Source organism: candidate division WOR-3 bacterium (assembly GCA_039804025.1).
In the GTDB taxonomy this organism is placed as follows: Bacteria; Hydrothermota; Hydrothermia; order Hydrothermales; family JAJRUZ01; genus JBCNVI01.
Window position 1 is genome coordinate 1 of the sequence record JBDRZP010000027.1, and the last position, 17,747, is coordinate 17,747.

Here is a 17,747-nt window from a genome sequence, read left to right on the forward strand (position 1 = left end):
ACTGATATTAAAAAAATAAATGATAGAAATAAAAAGCTACCCTTTAATCGCATTCAAAAATTCATTTTTAATTTCTGATTCCTTAAAATTTCCAAGCATTTTACTTGTTATAAGTTTTGCACTTTTGTTTTTAACTCCCCTTATAACTGTGCATAAATGAGTAGCATCAACAACTATTCCAAAACCTTTTGGTTCAATTTTTTTAAAAAGAAAATCAGCAATCTGGTCAGTTAATCTCTCCTGAACCTGTAATCTCTTTGAAAATACTTCAACAATTCTTGGTATTTTTGAAAGACCTATAAGTTTTTTTTCAGGAATAAAGCCTATGTGAATTTTACCAAAAAAGGGAATCAGGTGATGCTCACATAAACTTGCAAAATCAATATCCTTCACAATAACCATCTGATGGGTATCTGAATAAAATAAAGCCTTTTCAACAATTTTATCTGGATTAATTCTATAGCCTTCTGTAAGTTCCATAAGCATTTTTAAAAATCTTTCAGGAGTAGCTTTAAGCCCTTCCCTTTCAGGGTTTTCACCAATTAATTTTAGAATTTCCTTTATATAATTTTTAAATTTTTCTTCCATTGTTTGAAAAATTTTCCGCTATTTATTTATCATATTTCAATATTTCATGAGTGCTAAATTAATAAATGAGTATGAAAAATTATTCATAGGAACTGCTGGAGTTCCTGAATCTGCAAAGGATTCCTCCACAGAATCAGGAATAATAAGAATAAGGGAACTTAATCTTGATTGTATGGAGGTTGAGTTTGTAAAGGGTGTTAGGATAAAAGAGGAAAGAGCAATAAAGATAAAGAAACTTGCTGAAGAAAATAAAGTTTTTCTATCTATCCATGCTCCTTACTGGATAAATTTAAATACAAAAGAAAAGAGTAAATTTAAAAACAGTTTGAAATATATATACGATTCTGCAAAAATAGGTTATCTTATGGGTGCCTATGAGATATGTTTTCATTCCGCTTATCTCCACGAAGATGATTTAAAAAGTGTAAGAAAAAAAGTAAAAGAAGCACTATTGAATATTCTTGAAAAATTAGATAAGGAAAATATAAAGGTAAGACTTAGACCTGAAACAATGGGAAAACCAACACAATATGCAGATCTTGAAGAATTGCTTGAACTTTCCCTTGAATTTAAAGGTGAAGTTGAACCCTGTCTTGATTTTGCACATCTATATGCAAGGTCTCTTGGTAAGATAAATGGTTATAATGAATTTCTAAAAATTATAGAGGAATATGAAAAGGCACTGGGTAAAGATTCTTTAAAAAGAATGCATATTCATATTTCAGGAATGGAATACGGAGAAAAAGGAGAAAAGAAACATTTAATTTTTAAAGAATCAAAATTCAAGTATAAGGATGTATTAAAGGTTTTAAAGGAAAAAGATGTGAAAGGATTTTTAATTTGTGAGAGTCCTGTGCTTGAAAAGGATGCTTTGATTTTAAAAAGAGAATATAATAAAATTTAAGTTTTTATGATTTCAATTCCCTTTCTTTCTGCTGATCTTTATGCAGAAGCAATTTATTCAATAAAAATTGCAGAAGGTTTATTTTTTAAGTTGAACCCTGATGAGGGATTTTCCAATTTCCCTTCAGGTTATTTGCACCCCTTTATTTATGCTCTTTTATATCTTTTGAGTTTTAAAAACAAAGACCTTTTCATACTCTATACATACGTTTTTAATACTTTTATTTTTATCATAACAATTTTTGTTATTAAAAATTTTTATAGAAAATTTTTCAAAGAAGAAAGTAATATTCCATTTATTCTTTTGATTTTATCAGTTCCTTTTACATTTAATTTTTATCTAACCTTAAATTTTCCCCTTTATACACTTTTCTTTTATCTTTCCCTTTATTTTATTGATAAAAAGAAATTTTTTATTCTTTTTTATTTACTTTTAGTCCTAACAAGACCAGAGGGAATTATTCTTTTTCCTTTTTACATATTATATAAGTTTTATAAAGATAAAGGATTAGGTAATATTTTTTTTATTTTAACTTTAATTTTAATTTCAATTTTTCCATTTTTAATTAATAAAATTTTAACAGGTTATTTTACCACCCTTGCTGTAAGAGCTCAGAGTCTTTTTTTCAACCTTGAATTTAATGCTGCGTTAATAAAAGGTTTTAAAACTTTTTTTAAACATTTGGCAGGAATGTTTTTAGGTTTTCCGATTTTAAATATAAAAATTTCTGAATATCTTTCAAGTATAATTTATCCACCTCTTTTTCTTTTTTTTGTTATATTTTACCTTTTTAAAGAAAAAAATCTTTTAATAACATTTTTATTTATTTTATTTCTTTTAATTCTTTTTCTTGATAGTTTTACAATTTTTACTGGAATTCATTTTTCAAGACACATTGCTTATTTTTATCCCTTTTTGATACTGCTTTTTTACAGGAGTTTAAAAAATATAAGAATTTTTTTACCTTATTTATATTTTATTTATTTTCTCGTTTTTTTCTCTGCATTTTTAATCAACTTAAGAATTGATTTGGAGGCTTCACAAACTTTTAAAATTAACGCCTTAAAAGCAGGTTCTCTGATTCCTGATAAAAGTGAGGTTCTTATCTATAGTGATCCCTATTTCTTTTTTTATAATATTGATAGATTAAAGATAAACTTTCTTTCTCCTTCTTTTAACCCTATATGTGCAAAAAAAATTGAAAATTTTATTGATAAAGATAAGTTAGAAAGAACATACATTTATATTATTAGCACTTATTATAGTAATGCAGAGTATTATTATGATACTAAAGAAAGATTAATTTTAAAGAAACTAATTGATAGTATTTTTACTGATACTCTTTACAAAGAAGAAAATTTTGTTTTACTTAAAAGAAAAAATTAAAAAGATAGAGAATTATTAATTCTTTTTTTCATAAAATTTATTTTAAAAAGGAGGAAAAAAATTGTTCAGAGAAATTTTTCTATACCTATCCAGTAAAGATAATTTAAAAAATTACATTGAAAGATTTCCTCCTTCAAAAAAACTCGTTGAAAGATTTATTGCCGGTGAAAATATTGATGACGCAGTGAATGTTGTAAAAAATTTGAATTCAAAAAAAATTTCCTGCACACTTGATAAATTAGGTGAAAGTTTAACTGATGAAAAAAAAATAAAGGTTGTAATTGATGATTATAAAAATATTTTGAAAATAATAAAGGAGGAAAATCTTGATTCTACAATCTCCATAAAATTAACCCATTTGGGACTTCTAATCTCTGAGAATTTAGCCTTAGAGTCTGTAAGAGAAATAGTTAAATATGCAAAGGAAATGGGAAATAGAGTTTGTATTGATATGGAAAATTCACCTTTTACAGAAAAAACAATAAATATTTACGAAAAGGTTTTTAAAGAATTTGGAAATGTTGGTGTTGCAATACAGAGTTATTTGAAAAGAACTCTTTCTGATTTAGAAAGGCTTTCTTCTATGGGAGCAGAAATAAGGTTATGTAAAGGAGCATATAAAGAGCCAAGGGAAATTGCCTATCAGAAAAAAAGGGATGTGGATGAAAATTATAAAAAAGCGCTTTTAATACTTTTTTCAAAGGAATCAATTGAAAAAGGGACATACCCCTGTGTTGCTACTCATGATGAAAAGCTTATAAATTTCACTTATGAACTTGTTAAGAAGAATAATATTTCTCCCTCTAAATTTGAATTTCAGATGTTATATGGAATAAGAAGGGATTTGCAGGAAAAAATTGTAAGGGACGGTTTTAAAGTGAGGGTTTATGTGCCTTTTGGAAAGGACTGGTTCCCTTATTTTATGAGAAGACTCGGAGAAAGACCTGCAAATTTATTCTTTGTTGTAAAAAATATATTTAAATCATGATTATATTTTTATTTTCCTTTTATTTTTATACCAATTTACTTTTTCCCCTTTCAAAACCAAATGAAAAACCAGGAATTGGTAGGGAATTTGTTTTTATATATGGAATAAAAAAATTTAATTTTTATTTTGATTATTCTGAGATTGAGGTTTATTCTGGTTCAGATATTTTTGTTAAAAATTATGAGGGGGGATTTTTTATTAAATTTTTAATTAAGAATCTATTAAATATTTCTCTTCATCCCGGATTTGTTTATGGTGTCAGAGAGAAAAAAAATCTGATTGAAAAAGGTTACTTTTCTTCCTTTAATTTTTTAATAACTTTAAAAAAGGAAATTTTTCCCTTTCTGGGAATAAAGTCACTTTATGATGGGAAAATTTTTTTAAATTATTTGAAGTTAGGTTTATTTTTTGAATTTTGATGAAAAATTTAAAAAAATTTTTAAGAAAATTATTTTTAAGAATATTTAAGCTAAAACCGGAAAAAAAATTTATTTCTTTACCTTTAAGTCTTAAAAACTTTGATAAAGTAATAGTTATACATGATGGTGAGGATAAAGAAATTGAAAAAATTTTAATGGAAATGAATTTTAAAGACTATTTTGTTATAAAATTAGATAAAAAAAATGAGGATTTATTTCTTGAAAAGATAACAAAAAAAACTTTAGTAATAGATTTATGTAAAGTTTCACAGAATATTTTTTTAAAGTATCTTTCAAAAGATTTTCCTGTTATAGGTTTAAGAAGGGATTTAACCATTTCCCTTCCCGGTAGAGATTATCATAATTTTTTTGAAAATTTTTTAAAAATTCAAGGTCTTTAATTTTTTTAATTTTTAAGTTATAATAAATATTTGACTTTAAGATGAAAAAAATAATAGAAAAAGATATTTTGGTTAATAAAAAAGCAAAATCTGATTATGAAATTTTTGATACCTATATATGTGGAATTGTTTTAAAAGGAGCTGAGGTGAAATCTTTAAGGGATGGAAGGGCTTCTATAAAAGATGCTTATGTAAAAATTGAAAATGGGGAAGCCTATATATATAAATTTCATATATCACCCTATCCACCTGCTTTTAAATTTTTTCCTGATCCTGATAGAAAAAAGAAACTTTTACTTACAAAAAGGGAGATTAAAAGGTTGATTGGTAAATGGAAAGAAAAAGGACTTGTTTTAATCCCTTTAAGGGTTTTTTTTAAAGGGAAATGGGCTAAAATAGAAATAGCACTTGCGAGAAAGAAGAGAAAATATGAAAAAAAGGAATTAATTAAGAAGAGGGAAATGGAAAGGGAATTAAAAAGGGAGATGTTAAGATGATGTTTTTAATATTTATAAATATACTTTTAAACCCACCTGAAATAGTTCAAAAAAAGGATACAGTTTATATTACCTTTGATGTAAAAGGTCCTCTAAGATATGAAAAATTTTTAAAAGATCTTAAATTAGAAATTAAAATAAAGGATATAGATTCCCTTTTTCCCTTTTCTTCAAAATTGAGTAATCCAATTTTAAAGGGTATTGAAATAAAGAAAATTGAAAGTGATGCTTTGATTCTTCTTGAATTAAGTTTCCTTTGTAAAAATTATAGAATAGAAAACAAAAGAGACTATTTTAGATTAATTTTAAGGGGAAATGTTCCTGATAGTTTATTTAAGGCTGAGGAAAAAAGAGAAAAACCTAAGCCAATTTCTGAAAATAAAAAACTGAGAGATATAAAAAAAATTGTAATAGATCCTGGTCACGGAGGGAGAGATTACGGAGCGGTAAGTAAGAAAGGAACAAAGGAAAAGGATATTAATTTAAAGGTAGCAAAATTTTTAAAAGAGGAACTTAAAAAAGAGGGTTTTGAGGTTTTTCTGACAAGGGAAGAAGACACTTTTATAACTCTTTCTGATAGAACAAAATTTGCAAATAAAATAGGTGCTGATCTTTTTATTTCCCTTCACTGTAATGCTTCACCGAAAGTTACTGAAACCTCAAATGGAGTTGAAGTTTATTTTCTTTCAGAGGCAAAGACTGATTGGGAAAGAGCTGTTGCTGCTCTTGAAAATGCCTCTTTGAAATACGAGTATCCTAATGAAAAGGTTCCGGATGGTATTATTGAGGCTATTCTTATGGATATGGCTCAAACTGAATATTTGTATGAATCTCAGAAACTTGCAGAGGTATTGCAGAAATCAATTTCCAAGGAATTGAATATACAAGATAGGGGTGTCAAGCAGGCAGGTTTTTATGTATTGAATGGATGTTATTCACCTGCTGTTCTTGTTGAGATGGGTTTTATAACAACACCTTCTGATGAAAAACTTTTGAAAGATGAGAAATATCAGAAAAATATTACAAAGGCAATAGTGCAGGGTGTAAAAAAATTTAAAGAGTGGTTTGAAAAAACTTCCAATTTTACTCAATAATTTTAAATGGAAACAGAAAAAACTTTAACCTTCACGGTAAAAAAAGAGGAAATTTCTCCTCTTATTGAAAGGATCTCAAAAGAGTATCAGAAAAATGTAAAAATTCAGGGTTTCAGACCTGGAAAGGCTCCTATTGAAATTGTAAAGGCAAAATATAAAAAGGAAATAGAAGAAGATAGTTTAGAGGAATATATAAGGGAAAAGGTTTTAGAGGAGGTAAAAAAAGAGAATTCAAAACTTGCTTCACCTATTTATATAAAGGATAAAAAGATTTCTGGAGATGGATTTGAAATTACCGTTTCTTTTGAAATTCTTCCATCTTTTGATGTTAGAGGGTTTGAAAATATTAAAGTTCAAAAAAGGATTAAAAGAGCCTCACCAGATGAAATAGAAAAAAGATTAAAGAGATACCAGGAGTCTCTTGCTGAGTTAAGAGATAAAGAGGAAGGAGTTAAAGAAGGTGATTTTATTGTATTGAAATATAATGTTAAGGATATTTCAGGTAGGGAGATTTTAAAGGATAAAACAGAATCTTTAAAGTTTGTAAGGGGAAATATTCCAGAAGAATTTTATAAAGAGCTTGAGGGTAAAAAGAGAGGGGAACCTTTTAAGGTGGCACGAAACGAAAAAAACGGAACTTTTATATACGAGGGGAATATTCTTTCTGTTAAAGAAATAATACTACCGCCTATTGATGATGAATTTGCAAAGATGTTTGAAATGGAAAGTCTTGAGGATTTTAAGAAAAAAATAGGGGAGGAAATTGCTGAAGATCTAAAAAAAGAAGCTGAAGAAGAGTTTGAAAATAAAATACTTGAAGAACTTTCAAGGATAAATCCGGTTCCTGTTCCAAGATATTATGTAGAAGAGGAATTAAGAGGAATTATTTCAAGGTATGGATTAAAGGAAGAAGAAGTGAATGAGAGATTTGAGGAATTTTATAAAGTTGCTGAGGAAAAGATTAGAAGAAGGTTACTTCTTGAAAGGCTTGCAGAGCAGCTCAAAATTGAGGTAAAAGAGGAAGAGGTAGAGGAAGAGATAAAGAGACTTGCAAGAGATTACAGGATGGATTACGAAGTTCTTAAAAAAAGACTTGAAGAAAGAAACGCTCTTATTGAGATTGAATATTCAATTAAAAGAAAAAGAGCTATGGAGTTTTTAAAAAATAATGTTAAAATGGAGGTAATAATAGAATGAAAAACCAAACAATACCTTTTGTTATAGAACAAACAGGTAGATATGAAAGGGCATACGATATTTATTCCCGTCTTTTAAAGGACAGGATTGTTTTTCTTGGTATGCCCATAGATGACCAGGTGGCAAATCTTGTAATTGCTCAGCTTCTGTATCTTGAAGCAGAAAATCCAAAGAAAGATATATATCTTTACATAAATTCACCCGGTGGTTATATAACATCCGGTCTTGCTATTTATGATACAATTCAGTATATAAGACCTGATGTTAATACAATATGCATAGGAATGGCAGCAAGTATGGCAGCAGTTTTACTTGCAGCAGGAACAAAGGGTAAAAGGTATGCCTTACCCCACTCAAGAATTATGATTCATCAGCCCTTTGGTGGTGTTCAGGGACAGGCAATTGATATTAAAATTCATGCAGAGGAAATAATGAGGATGAGGGATATGTTAAATGAAATTCTTGCAAAACATACAGGCCAGCCAAAGGAAAAAATAGAAAAGGATACTGATAGAAATTATTTTATGTCACCGCAGGAAGCACTTAATTATGGTCTTGTAGATGAGATTATAACTTCAAGAAAAGAATTGAAATGAGGGAGAAAAGGTTAATTCCAGAGAAGGAAATTAGATGTTCTTTCTGTGGAAGAGCAGAGGCACAGGCAAGAAGGCTCTTTTCAGGGGCAGGTGCTTTTATTTGTGATGACTGTGTTAAATTCTGTTATGAACTGATGTTTGAGGAGGAAAAGGATAAAAGCATAAAGACAGATTTTTATTTTTCAATACCAAGCCCTCAAGAAATAAAAAGAGAACTTGATAAATATGTTGTAGGGCATGAAAGGGCAAAAAAGATTTTATCTGTTTCTGTTTATCAGCATTATAAGAGGATAGTTTTAAATGATAAAAATATTGAAAAGAGTAATGTTCTTTTAATAGGACCAACAGGAACAGGTAAAACTCTTCTTGCAAAAACTCTTGCAAAAATTCTTTCTGTTCCTTTTGCTCATGTTGATGCAACTCCTTTAACAGAGGCTGGTTATGTTGGGGAGGATGTAGAAAATATCCTTTTGAGATTATTGCAGGCAGCAGATTTTGAAATAAGAAAGGCTGAAAGGGGTATTATTTATATTGATGAAATAGATAAAATTGCAAGAAAAGGGGATTCACCCTCAATAACAAGGGATGTGGGGGGTGAAGGTGTTCAACAGGCTCTTTTGAGAATCCTTGAAGGAACAATTGCGAATGTTCCACCCCAGGGAGGTAGAAAACACCCTGAGCAGGCTTTTATTCCTATGGATACCACGGGTATTTTGTTTATATGTGGAGGAACATTTGTTGGACTTGATAAAATAATTGAAAATAGGAGGTCAAAAAGTTTTCTTGGTTTTATAAAGAAAGAAGAGGATGATAATGAAAGGTATTTTGATATTTTACCTGATGATATAATTGAATATGGTTTTATTCCTGAATTTGTAGGTAGATTGCCCATCATTATTACTTTAAATGAGCTAACAGAGGATGAGCTTTATAGGATTCTTGATGAGCCAGAGAATGCTATTTTAAAGCAGTATGAAAAGATTTTTGAGAGTGAAGGTATAAAACTTATTTTTAAAGACAGTTTAAAAAGAGAAATAGCAAGGAGAGCAAAAAAACTGGGTATGGGTGCAAGGGGTTTAAAGATTTTTATTGAGAATCTTTTATTTGATGCTATTTATAAACTGCCGTCCCTTAAAGGAAAATATAAGTATTGCATAGTTGATGAAAGTTCTCTTGATACAAAAAAAGTTAAATTTACAAATAAAATAAATTTTTAATTCAGTTAATTTCTTTAAATTATGGAAATAAAGCCAGTTTATCTTATGCAGCCAATACCATATTTTGGAGAAAAACTTGATTATCAAAATTTTATATGTGAGCCTAAAATAGATGGATGGAGAATGCAGGTTTTGAGGTATTTGAATGGGAAAATTGAGTTCTGGGGTAGAAGACTTGAAAAAAATCCTAACTGGACTTTTAGACTTAATTATCTTATTGAAATTGCCGAAAAGTTTTTACCTCCTGGCACAATACTTGATAGTGAGCTTTATGATGAAAGGGGGAGAAGGTTTATTCCCTCATTATTTACAAAAAAAGGTGGAAAGCCTTTGATTTATGTTTTTGATATTTTATTTTATAAAGGTGAAAAAGTTTATGATAAGGAATTGATGGAAAGGAAGAAAGTTCTTGAAAGTATAGATTTTTTACCTCCCTTTAAATTGATTGAGTATAAAAAAATAATTTGTAAAGATGATATTTTTAAGTATTTAAAAGAGGCAAAGGAAAAAGGTAATGAAGGTATAATATTAAAACACATAAAGTCAAAATACATAATTTTAGAAGAAGGTCCTTCTTCAACAGAATTCTGGATAAAAATTAAATAATAACACTCTGAAAAATTTTGAAGAGATAATAAAATAATTTAAATTGTCCTGTTATAATTTGGAAGAAATAGAAAAGATATATGGTGAGATAGAGGTTAAAAAGATTAAGATTATATGGTTTTTATGAAAAATATGGAGAAAGGTTAAAGTAGAGGAGGTATTCAATATCGGTAAAAATTACCATTTTTTTGAAAATTTTTAACATTTATTACCATATTCTATAATTTTATGGTAGCCGCATCCTTTAGGGTGTGTTATATTCCGCAGGCTAAAGCCTGCGCCTACCATTTTTTTGAAAATCTTCTGCTTGGCAGTCACACCTTTTATGGTATAAAGTAACAACATTTTTAGAATATTGTTTCTATTATGCCTCATATCTCTTTCACCCTTAATTTTCAAAAAAACAAAGGTTTTATAATTTTATGGTAGCCGCAACCTTTAGGGTGCGCAAGAATTCGCTCCTTTTAATCTTATTGAGCCAGAAAAATTCAATATTGTTATGTTATTCTGCAGATATTTGAATTTTTCGTATTTTTTTTTTATAATTTAAAATATGAAAATAATAACTGTTCCAAAGGTATTAAGGGAAAAACTTGGGGAAGATGGAGTTGATGCATTAATTGAACTTTTAAATGCTTCTAATGAAAAACTGAAAATTGATCTAATTGAGTTACAAACTGAAAAATATGAAAGAAGATTAACTGAAGAGATTAATAAATTAAGAGCCGAAGATATCGCAAGACTTGATAAAAGGATAACTGAGGAAACTGCAAAAATTGATAAAAGAATTACTGAGGAGATTTCAAAATTAAGAGTTGAATTTAATGAAAAAATTTCAAAAACTTATGCGAACATAATAAAATGGATGTTTATATTCTGGGTAGGGCAAATAAGCGTTATGACTTTAATATTTTTTACCTTTTTAAAATTTATTAGATAAATTAAGATTGAACAAAGAAAAAAGGAGCTCTGCGAAGAAAATTGGAAAAGTTAGATAAAAAAAGTGTAGTGGTGGTTTTTATACAGAATTGACAAGGTAGACGCAAACTTCATCTTCAAAATTAACCCTAATAAATTTTCTTATCTTGGGCAAAAAATTCAATTAACTGAAGAATGAGGAAATTGAGGTGAAAAATGCAAAAGATTTTAAGAGAAAATGTCTATTGTTATGGTATTCTACACAATCGAAAAAGTATTTTTTTCTCCCTTTTGATTTCTTGCTTTTAAAAAAATTAAATCTAAGTGAGCATTAAAATATGATATAGTTATAAAAGATTAATGGATAAAGAAAATTTTTTGCTTCAGCAGTATTTCTTTATTTCAAAAATACAAATTTTTTTCTTATTTTATTTTGTGATATTTTGCCCTCTATAAAATAAGCACCCGAAGGAATTTTTTTATCTAATTTTATTCTGATTTTGCCAGGGGGATAGAAGCCCTTTATTAAATAATCAATTTTTCTTCCTGAAACATCAACAATGCTAAGTTCAACAAAACTTTTTGTAATACCGCCTAATCTTTTAATACCTTTTTCCTCTTGAATATTTAATACAAAATAAATTTTTCCATCTTCGTATACGATTATCATATCACCCGGTTTTACATCATATTTGGCAAGACTATCAATACTGTATCCTATTTTGAGAGGGAAAAGAACTACTCTATCATTATATGTATCAGTTACATAAAGGAATTTTTTATCTATTGATAAACCCTTGGGCTGTTTTAAACCATTTTCTAATTTCTTTCCATAAATGTTTAATAAAACATTTCCGAATTTATCAAACTTCTGAATTCTGTTATTATGCTGATCTGAGACATAAAGGGAGCTATCCATATCTATTACAATATCATAAGGATGAGAGAATTCACCTCGCTCTACGCCTTCCTTTCCTATTGTTTTTTTAAATTTTCCATTAATATTAAAAACTTCTACTCTGTTATTCTGTCTGTTTGCAATGTATATTAAAGTATCAAGAACAAAAATACCGTGGGGCTGGTTAAGTTTTCCAGTTGTATCTCCATATTCACCAAATGATCTTATATAATTACCCTGCTGGTCAAAAACATTTATTCTGTGGTGATGTATATCCGAAACATAGATATTTCCATTTTTATCAAAAGAAACACCACCAGTTTGGTTAAATATATTTGGACCACCGAATTCAGAAAGGTAATTGCCTTCTAAATCGAAAATTTCAATTCTTGAATTATTTCTATCGGATACAAAGAGTTTATTTTTGTAATAAGATATGAAATCGGGTTGAATGAATTCACCTTTATTTTTTCCGTGTTTTCCAAATGTTAAAATAAAATTGCCATATTTATTGAATTTCTGAACTCTGTCATTTTGAGAGTCAGCAATATATATGAATTGAGAATCAACTGCTACATCACATGGGAGTCTTAATTGTGAAGGATTAAGTCCTTTTTCACCAATTTTAAGCACTGGTTTTGGTTCACCAGCATATATAAGGATTTCATCGGTAGAAATGTTATTGGAAAAATCACTTGCTATAAGAATGATTTTATATAATCCTTCTTCAACTGAGTCAGCATTAAAAATTGCAAGTGGTTCATTTATTTTTTCTTGTGTTCCAAATGATGCATAAACTAAAGAATCCTTAGTATTTTTTATCCATATGTAATAGTATTTTAGATAGGAATTATCCTTTACTCTTCCGCATATTTTTATTTTTCCATTTACAAATGTGCTATCAGGAGGTGATATAATTTTACATTCAGGGGGTATGTTATCAGTTATTTCTCCTATCTGAAAAGCCATTATTCCTGATTTTGGACCCCATTTTTCCGCTGCAAACAGTTTATCTTTATAAATATGGATTCCTGTTAAATAGTCAAATTTCCCCAGTCCTATTCCATTTTCTCCATATGTCCATACAGTATCACTTAAATCAGGATAAAATTTAATTATTTTATCGTGTCTAACTGATGCATACACAAATCCTGCATCATCAACATCAATCATAAAAGGAAGCCCGTGCCTTTTACCTATTCTTCTTCTTTTTTCAAAAAAATTGAAGGAATTTATAATTTTTTTTACACCTGATGAGTCTTTAAACATTACAATTCTCCCATTTCCCGGGTCAGATACATATATTATATTATTATTTACACCGTTTTCTTTTCCCACAACAACATCCTGTGGTGCTACAAAAAATAACATTTCTCCCCATCTCCTTGGAGATCCACATACATATCCATATTTTCCAAAGGAATCAACAACTATTCCATCATATGTGAATTTAAATATTTTTCTTTTAGACATATCAGTTACAAAAAGTTTATCATCTTCCTGAATTTCTGGTGTTCCATTATCAGAGTAATCAATACCCCATGGTGTTATCAATATACCTTCCCCAAAAGTTTTAAGGAAATAAGGAACCGGTATTTTAATTTTTCCCCAGGATACAGGGATTTCTAAAATTTTTATTTCCCACATTGATATTCTCCCGTTTCCGGGGTCAGATATATAAAAATAGGGGAATTTACCATCAATGTCTATATTTCCTTTAAACTGGTGGGGCTGTGTTCCAGATTCTCCAAACCATCCAATATCTTCCGCTCCTTCAAAAGTGAAGCAGATTCTTACTTTATAATCTGTTACAAAAATCATTTTCCCTACCGGTGTTTCAATTACACAGATATTATAGGGGAGAAAAAAGAATTCACATCCTTTATAAATCTGGCAAGCAATTTCCTTGCAGAATTTGTCAATTCTCTGTGGCTCTGTAACAAGTGGAATGGGAGTAAGTTTTGCTTGTGGATTTTTTAATATTTTTAAATAGTCCTTATTTTCAGTAAAGAGAGGAGATTTAATTAATGGGTAAGGAGTAAGGGATATTTCATTGATATGGAATTTTTTCAATTCATAAGGCACAATATCCCTTTTTTTATCCTTTAAAGTAAATATAAGAAAAAATAAAAGTAAAAAATTCATTTTGCCCTTCCTTTTTTTGTTAATTTATCCCATATTATTTTTCCTGCATCTTTTCTATCCATTTCAAGGATCGGGTTATCTGAATATTTCTTCTCAATATAATCGTAAACAATTTTACTTTTTTCATCTTCCATTTGACTAACGTAGCCGTAAGTTATTAAAGTATACTGTGATTTTGGATAATAGGTAAATAATGTATCAAGTATTGAAATAATCTCATTTATTCTTCTTTCCTTTACATAAATTTCGCAGAGTTTATAATAAAAAAGGGGAAGAAATTCTGTTTTTCTGTATTTTTTTATAAACTCCTTTAAATCCGATTCTGAGTATTTAAAATATCCTTTACCTTCTATCCATAGACCAAAGGAAAGTATTCTAACAATTTTACTAAGTTCAGGGTCTTCTATACTTTTAAACCTTATGGTATCGTTTACCTCATACTCTAAATCCTCAACATGAAATCCCCAGTATGAAAGATTTTTATCTTCTGTTACTAAAATAATTCTTTTGAAGTAGTATGTTTTTTTAAAATTAAAAACGAGATCTTTGGAACTCCCAAAAATGAAAACAGAATCCTTAGGCATTAAAGTGTATTTAAAGTTATTCACCCACTTCCAGGCTCCGGCAGATTTTTCATTAGGTTTGGGCATGAAGGGTCTAAAATACTCAATAGATGGATCAAAAACAATTTTTCCATCTTCATCATAGATATCTAACCATATACAGGTAAAGTTTGGAAGGGGTAAGTAAGACCACATCCACGGCAAAAATATGGTAACAGGATTTTCGGAGATATTCTTTAATACAGCGTAGAAGAGTATTTCTTCTTCTTTATAATACTCTTTTTTTCTTTCAAAAATTCCCCCTCTTAGAGAGAGGGAATGTTTTAACAAGGTGAATAAAAGTAAAAAATTTATCATTCATCATCCTCCCTTTTTTTCCTTATAGCTGTGTCAAGTTTCGCAGTATCAAAACCAGCATATATCAAAAAAGGAGTGTATGGTGTATCTAAAATTGCAGGTAAACTTACATCAATAGTATGAGTGTGATCCCTTGATGGAGCTCCTATTATGTGCCACACACCATTTCCTGGACCTTGCTCTGCCCCTTCTTTTTTCGTTCCACAAAAATAAAAAATCATAATAGTATAAATAATAAATACCATTTTATTAAATCCTGAACCCCTCATAATAAATTATACTTTTTTTTTCAAAAAATCAAGTTTCTATAAAACAGAGCAAAATTAAGACCTTACTTTCTCCTTTTTTCAAACTTTTTTAATTGTTTTTTAAAAAATTCATTTTCGGGTTCTTTTTCAAGGGCTTTCTTTTCCCAGTAAATTGCCTTCTCATAATCACCTGCTGCAAAATATGCCTCTGCTAATGTATCCATTATATTCGGGTCATCTGGATCAAGTTCTAATGCCCTTTTAGCAAGTTCTATCGTCTCCTCAGGATAAACCTTTCTCAAAGCAAATTCCCAGGCAAGAGAATTGTAAACTTCTGGAGATTTAATATCACTTTTTAATGCCTTCTTTAAAAGTTCATGTGCTCTTTCAAGAAAAATCCTTTCCTTTTTCTTTTCTTCCTTAGAAAGCCTTAAATAAGCAGGAGCAAGAAAAACAAATTGCCACATTTCATACTGCCTTTTAAGTTCCTTAACTGGCTCAGGATTATCAACAACTTTTAAATCAAGGAGCCTATTATCAACACCCTCATATCCACCCCTTTTCCTTACAACATACAAAGCAGCAGATTGTTTACCTCTTTTATCTCCTCCTTTTGCTTCACCAGCCTCAAGAGCTAAAAGAAGCCTTTCAGCAAGTGGTAACCCCTTTGTGTTTTCAAAAACAATGAGCATTGTATCAATAACTTTTTCACTTACAAGAATATTACCCTGAACAGCAACATACATTTTATTTTTGTGACCTGCCCAGAATATTGTTGATTTACCTGTAAAAGAAGCAGAATTTCCCCATCTATCAACAATTCCAACTTGTCTATCCTGAGGTGAAGTATCTCTTTCAAGAATTATTTTTAAAACTTCATCAGCCTTTTTACCTTTTCTTAAAAGTTCAAGTGCCCATGGACCAAAATAGGGATTAGAAAGGGCCTGGGTAGCAACAGCACCTACATTTGCCTCAAGCCATGGCACAATATACCCTACATCAAAAACTCTTGAAGCAACAGCAATTCCCCATTCCTCTGTCTCAGGATCCATAGCCACAATTGAAAAAGTGTTTGTTTCTCCCTTTATAGAAAAAATAAGTGAAATTAAGAACTTCATATTTTATGCCTCCCTTTAAAGAATTTTAAAAAGATTATTTTCCTATTTCCCCTTCACCAAAGAGGGCAATTTTAAGTATTTCGTAAGATAAAAGAGCACATTTCATCCTTACAGGAGAAAGTTCAATTCCAATGCTTTTTAAATGTTCCTCTTTTGTATAATTTTTCAGTTCTTCAATTTTTTTGCCTTTTATATATTCTGTAAGAATAGAAGCAGCAGCTTGAGAAATTGCACAACCCCTTCCTTTAAACTTTACATCCTCAATAACACCATCTCTTATCTTAAACTGCATTTTTATTTCATCACCACAATAGGGATTGCCCCCTTCGTATTCTATATCAGGCTTTACAATTTCTCCATAATTTCTGGGGTTCTTATAGTGATCAAGTATAATTTCGTAAATTTCTTCAATCATTTTTTAATTTTAAACCTTTTCATAAAAATTTTTCATTTCATTTATTATATTTCTTGCTATCACAATTTTCTGTATTTCGCTTGTTCCTTCATAAATCTCAGTAACCTTTGCAGCCCTGAATAACCTCTGAATATCATGTTCCCTTGAATAACCCAGAGACCCATGAATCTGAAGAGCTTTATCTGTAACCCACATTGCTGTTTCTGATGCGTAAAGTTTAGCCATTGATGACCACTCAGAAAATCTTTCCCCCATTTGTTTTAAATAGGCTGCTTTATAAGTTAAAAGCCTTGCTGCCTCAATCCTTGTTCTCATTTCGGCAAGATAAAACTGAATTGCTTGATGCTCATAAAGCTTTTTACCAAATGTTTCCCTCTCAAAGGAAAATTTAACTGCATGTTCAAAAGCACCTTGAGCAATTCCAACTGCCTGAGCTGCTATTCCTATTCTTCCAGCATCTAAAACACTCATCGCAATTTTAAAACCCTCTCCTTCATTACCGAGCCTCATATCTTCAGTAATTACATAATCCTCAAAGGTTAATTCACAGGAGTAAGCTGCCCTTATACCGAGTTTTTTTTCAGGCGGTGATTTTATAATTCCCTTTTTTTCAGTATCTACAATAAAACATGTTATCCCATGATGTTTTTTTTCAGGTTCAGTAACAGCAAAAAGTAAAATATATTTAGCATGAGAACCGTTTGTAACCCATACTTTTTTCCCATTAATTACATATTCATTCCCTTTTTTTATTGCTCTTGTTTTTAAATTTGAAGCATCACTTCCTGCATGAGGCTCAGTTAAGGAAAAGGCTCCAATTCTCTCACCTCTTGCTATTATAGGTAAAATTTTCTTTTTCTGTTCATCTGTTCCAAATTTATAAATTCCATAACAGAAAAGGGAATTATTAACAGACATAATAACTCCATGAGCTGGACAAACCCTTGATATTTCCTCTACAGCAATTGCATAGGATAATGAATCCATTCCAGCACCACCGTATTCTTCAGGTATTTCCATTCCCATTAATCCCAGTTCCCCCATTTTTTTTATATTTTCTTCTGGAAAAATTTCTTCTTCGTCAATCTTATTGGCAATTGGTTCTATCTCATTTTTAACAAAATCTCTAACCATATCCCTTATCATTTTATGTTCTTCTTTAAGTTCAAAATCCATATTAATTAGTTTTTTT

The 17,747-nt window shown here is 29.6% G+C and carries 19 protein-coding genes; 12 read left to right on the plus strand and 7 right to left on the minus strand.

Annotated features, from left to right (window positions below; genetic code table 11):
- Positions 1–36 precede the first annotated feature (36 nt).
- A complete protein-coding gene (gene folE / locus ABIN73_08740; GenBank protein MEO0269810.1) occupies positions 37–588 on the minus strand; it encodes a GTP cyclohydrolase I FolE in 552 nt (183 codons plus the stop codon).
- Positions 589–634: 46 nt separating this feature from the next.
- Here folE and ABIN73_08745 point away from each other — a divergent pair, with 46 nt between their 5' ends.
- From ABIN73_08745 to ABIN73_08800, 12 genes are all read left to right on the plus strand, one after another.
- Positions 635–1,492, plus strand: coding sequence for a TIM barrel protein (locus ABIN73_08745; protein MEO0269811.1), 858 nt, complete (start codon positions 635–637; stop codon positions 1,490–1,492).
- 6 nt (positions 1,493–1,498) lie between these two features.
- Positions 1,499–2,878: a hypothetical protein gene (locus tag ABIN73_08750; GenBank protein ID MEO0269812.1), complete on the plus strand. Its 1,380-nt coding sequence runs from the start codon at positions 1,499–1,501 to the stop codon at positions 2,876–2,878.
- A gap of 61 nt (positions 2,879–2,939) precedes the next feature.
- Positions 2,940–3,866: a proline dehydrogenase family protein gene (locus tag ABIN73_08755; protein ID MEO0269813.1), complete on the plus strand. Its 927-nt coding sequence runs from the start codon at positions 2,940–2,942 to the stop codon at positions 3,864–3,866.
- Entirely contained in the window at positions 3,863–4,285 is a 423-nt protein-coding gene (locus tag ABIN73_08760) for a hypothetical protein (GenBank protein MEO0269814.1), read from the plus strand. The genes ABIN73_08755 and ABIN73_08760 overlap by 4 nt, the downstream gene beginning before the upstream one ends.
- Positions 4,285–4,686, plus strand: a complete 402-nt coding sequence (locus tag ABIN73_08765; protein MEO0269815.1) for a hypothetical protein — start codon at positions 4,285–4,287, stop codon at positions 4,684–4,686. The genes ABIN73_08760 and ABIN73_08765 overlap by 1 nt, the downstream gene beginning before the upstream one ends.
- Before the next feature lie 41 nt (positions 4,687–4,727).
- The gene (smpB, locus tag ABIN73_08770) at positions 4,728–5,183 is read left to right on the plus strand and encodes an SsrA-binding protein SmpB (protein MEO0269816.1); all 456 of its coding nucleotides are present in this window, start codon (positions 4,728–4,730) and stop codon (positions 5,181–5,183) included.
- Entirely contained in the window at positions 5,180–6,277 is a 1,098-nt protein-coding gene (locus tag ABIN73_08775) for an N-acetylmuramoyl-L-alanine amidase (protein MEO0269817.1), read from the plus strand. The genes smpB and ABIN73_08775 overlap by 4 nt, the downstream gene beginning before the upstream one ends.
- Positions 6,278–6,283: 6 nt before the next feature.
- Positions 6,284–7,474, plus strand: coding sequence for a trigger factor (tig, locus tag ABIN73_08780; protein ID MEO0269818.1), 1,191 nt, complete (start codon positions 6,284–6,286; stop codon positions 7,472–7,474).
- Positions 7,471–8,070 (plus strand): ATP-dependent Clp endopeptidase proteolytic subunit ClpP, encoded by a 600-nt coding sequence (gene clpP / locus ABIN73_08785; GenBank protein MEO0269819.1) that lies wholly within the window; start codon positions 7,471–7,473, stop codon positions 8,068–8,070. The genes tig and clpP overlap by 4 nt, the downstream gene beginning before the upstream one ends.
- Positions 8,067–9,287, plus strand: a complete 1,221-nt coding sequence (gene clpX / locus ABIN73_08790; GenBank protein MEO0269820.1) for an ATP-dependent Clp protease ATP-binding subunit ClpX — start codon at positions 8,067–8,069, stop codon at positions 9,285–9,287. Before clpP ends, clpX begins: the two co-directional genes overlap by 4 nt.
- Positions 9,288–9,308: 21 nt before the next feature.
- Complete coding sequence (locus ABIN73_08795; GenBank protein MEO0269821.1) at positions 9,309–9,893, plus strand: hypothetical protein; 585 nt, start codon at positions 9,309–9,311, stop codon at positions 9,891–9,893.
- A gap of 553 nt (positions 9,894–10,446) precedes the next feature.
- Complete coding sequence (locus ABIN73_08800) at positions 10,447–10,833, plus strand: hypothetical protein (protein ID MEO0269822.1); 387 nt, start codon at positions 10,447–10,449, stop codon at positions 10,831–10,833.
- Between the two features lie 375 nt (positions 10,834–11,208).
- Here the strand turns inward: ABIN73_08800 and ABIN73_08805 are convergent, their stop codons facing one another.
- The 6 genes from ABIN73_08805 to ABIN73_08830 all read right to left on the minus strand — a co-directional run bounded on the left by ABIN73_08805 (position 11,209) and on the right by ABIN73_08830 (position 17,731).
- Positions 11,209–13,854: an NHL repeat-containing protein gene (locus ABIN73_08805; GenBank protein ID MEO0269823.1), complete on the minus strand. Its 2,646-nt coding sequence runs from the start codon at positions 13,852–13,854 to the stop codon at positions 11,209–11,211.
- Positions 13,851–14,774, minus strand: a complete 924-nt coding sequence (locus tag ABIN73_08810) for a hypothetical protein (protein MEO0269824.1) — start codon at positions 14,772–14,774, stop codon at positions 13,851–13,853. The genes ABIN73_08805 and ABIN73_08810 overlap by 4 nt, the downstream gene beginning before the upstream one ends.
- A complete protein-coding gene (locus ABIN73_08815) occupies positions 14,771–14,995 on the minus strand; it encodes a hypothetical protein (protein MEO0269825.1) in 225 nt (74 codons plus the stop codon). Before ABIN73_08815 ends, ABIN73_08810 begins: the two co-directional genes overlap by 4 nt.
- A gap of 110 nt (positions 14,996–15,105) precedes the next feature.
- Positions 15,106–16,140, minus strand: a complete 1,035-nt coding sequence (locus ABIN73_08820) for a DUF1028 domain-containing protein (GenBank protein ID MEO0269826.1) — start codon at positions 16,138–16,140, stop codon at positions 15,106–15,108.
- A gap of 34 nt (positions 16,141–16,174) precedes the next feature.
- Positions 16,175–16,555 carry a Fe-S cluster assembly sulfur transfer protein SufU gene (gene sufU / locus ABIN73_08825; GenBank protein ID MEO0269827.1) on the minus strand — a complete coding sequence of 127 codons (381 nt, stop codon included), beginning with the start codon at positions 16,553–16,555 and terminating at the stop codon, positions 16,175–16,177.
- 9 nt (positions 16,556–16,564) lie between these two features.
- Positions 16,565–17,731 carry an acyl-CoA dehydrogenase gene (locus ABIN73_08830; protein MEO0269828.1) on the minus strand — a complete coding sequence of 389 codons (1,167 nt, stop codon included), beginning with the start codon at positions 17,729–17,731 and terminating at the stop codon, positions 16,565–16,567.
- Positions 17,732–17,747: the final 16 nt, after the last annotated feature.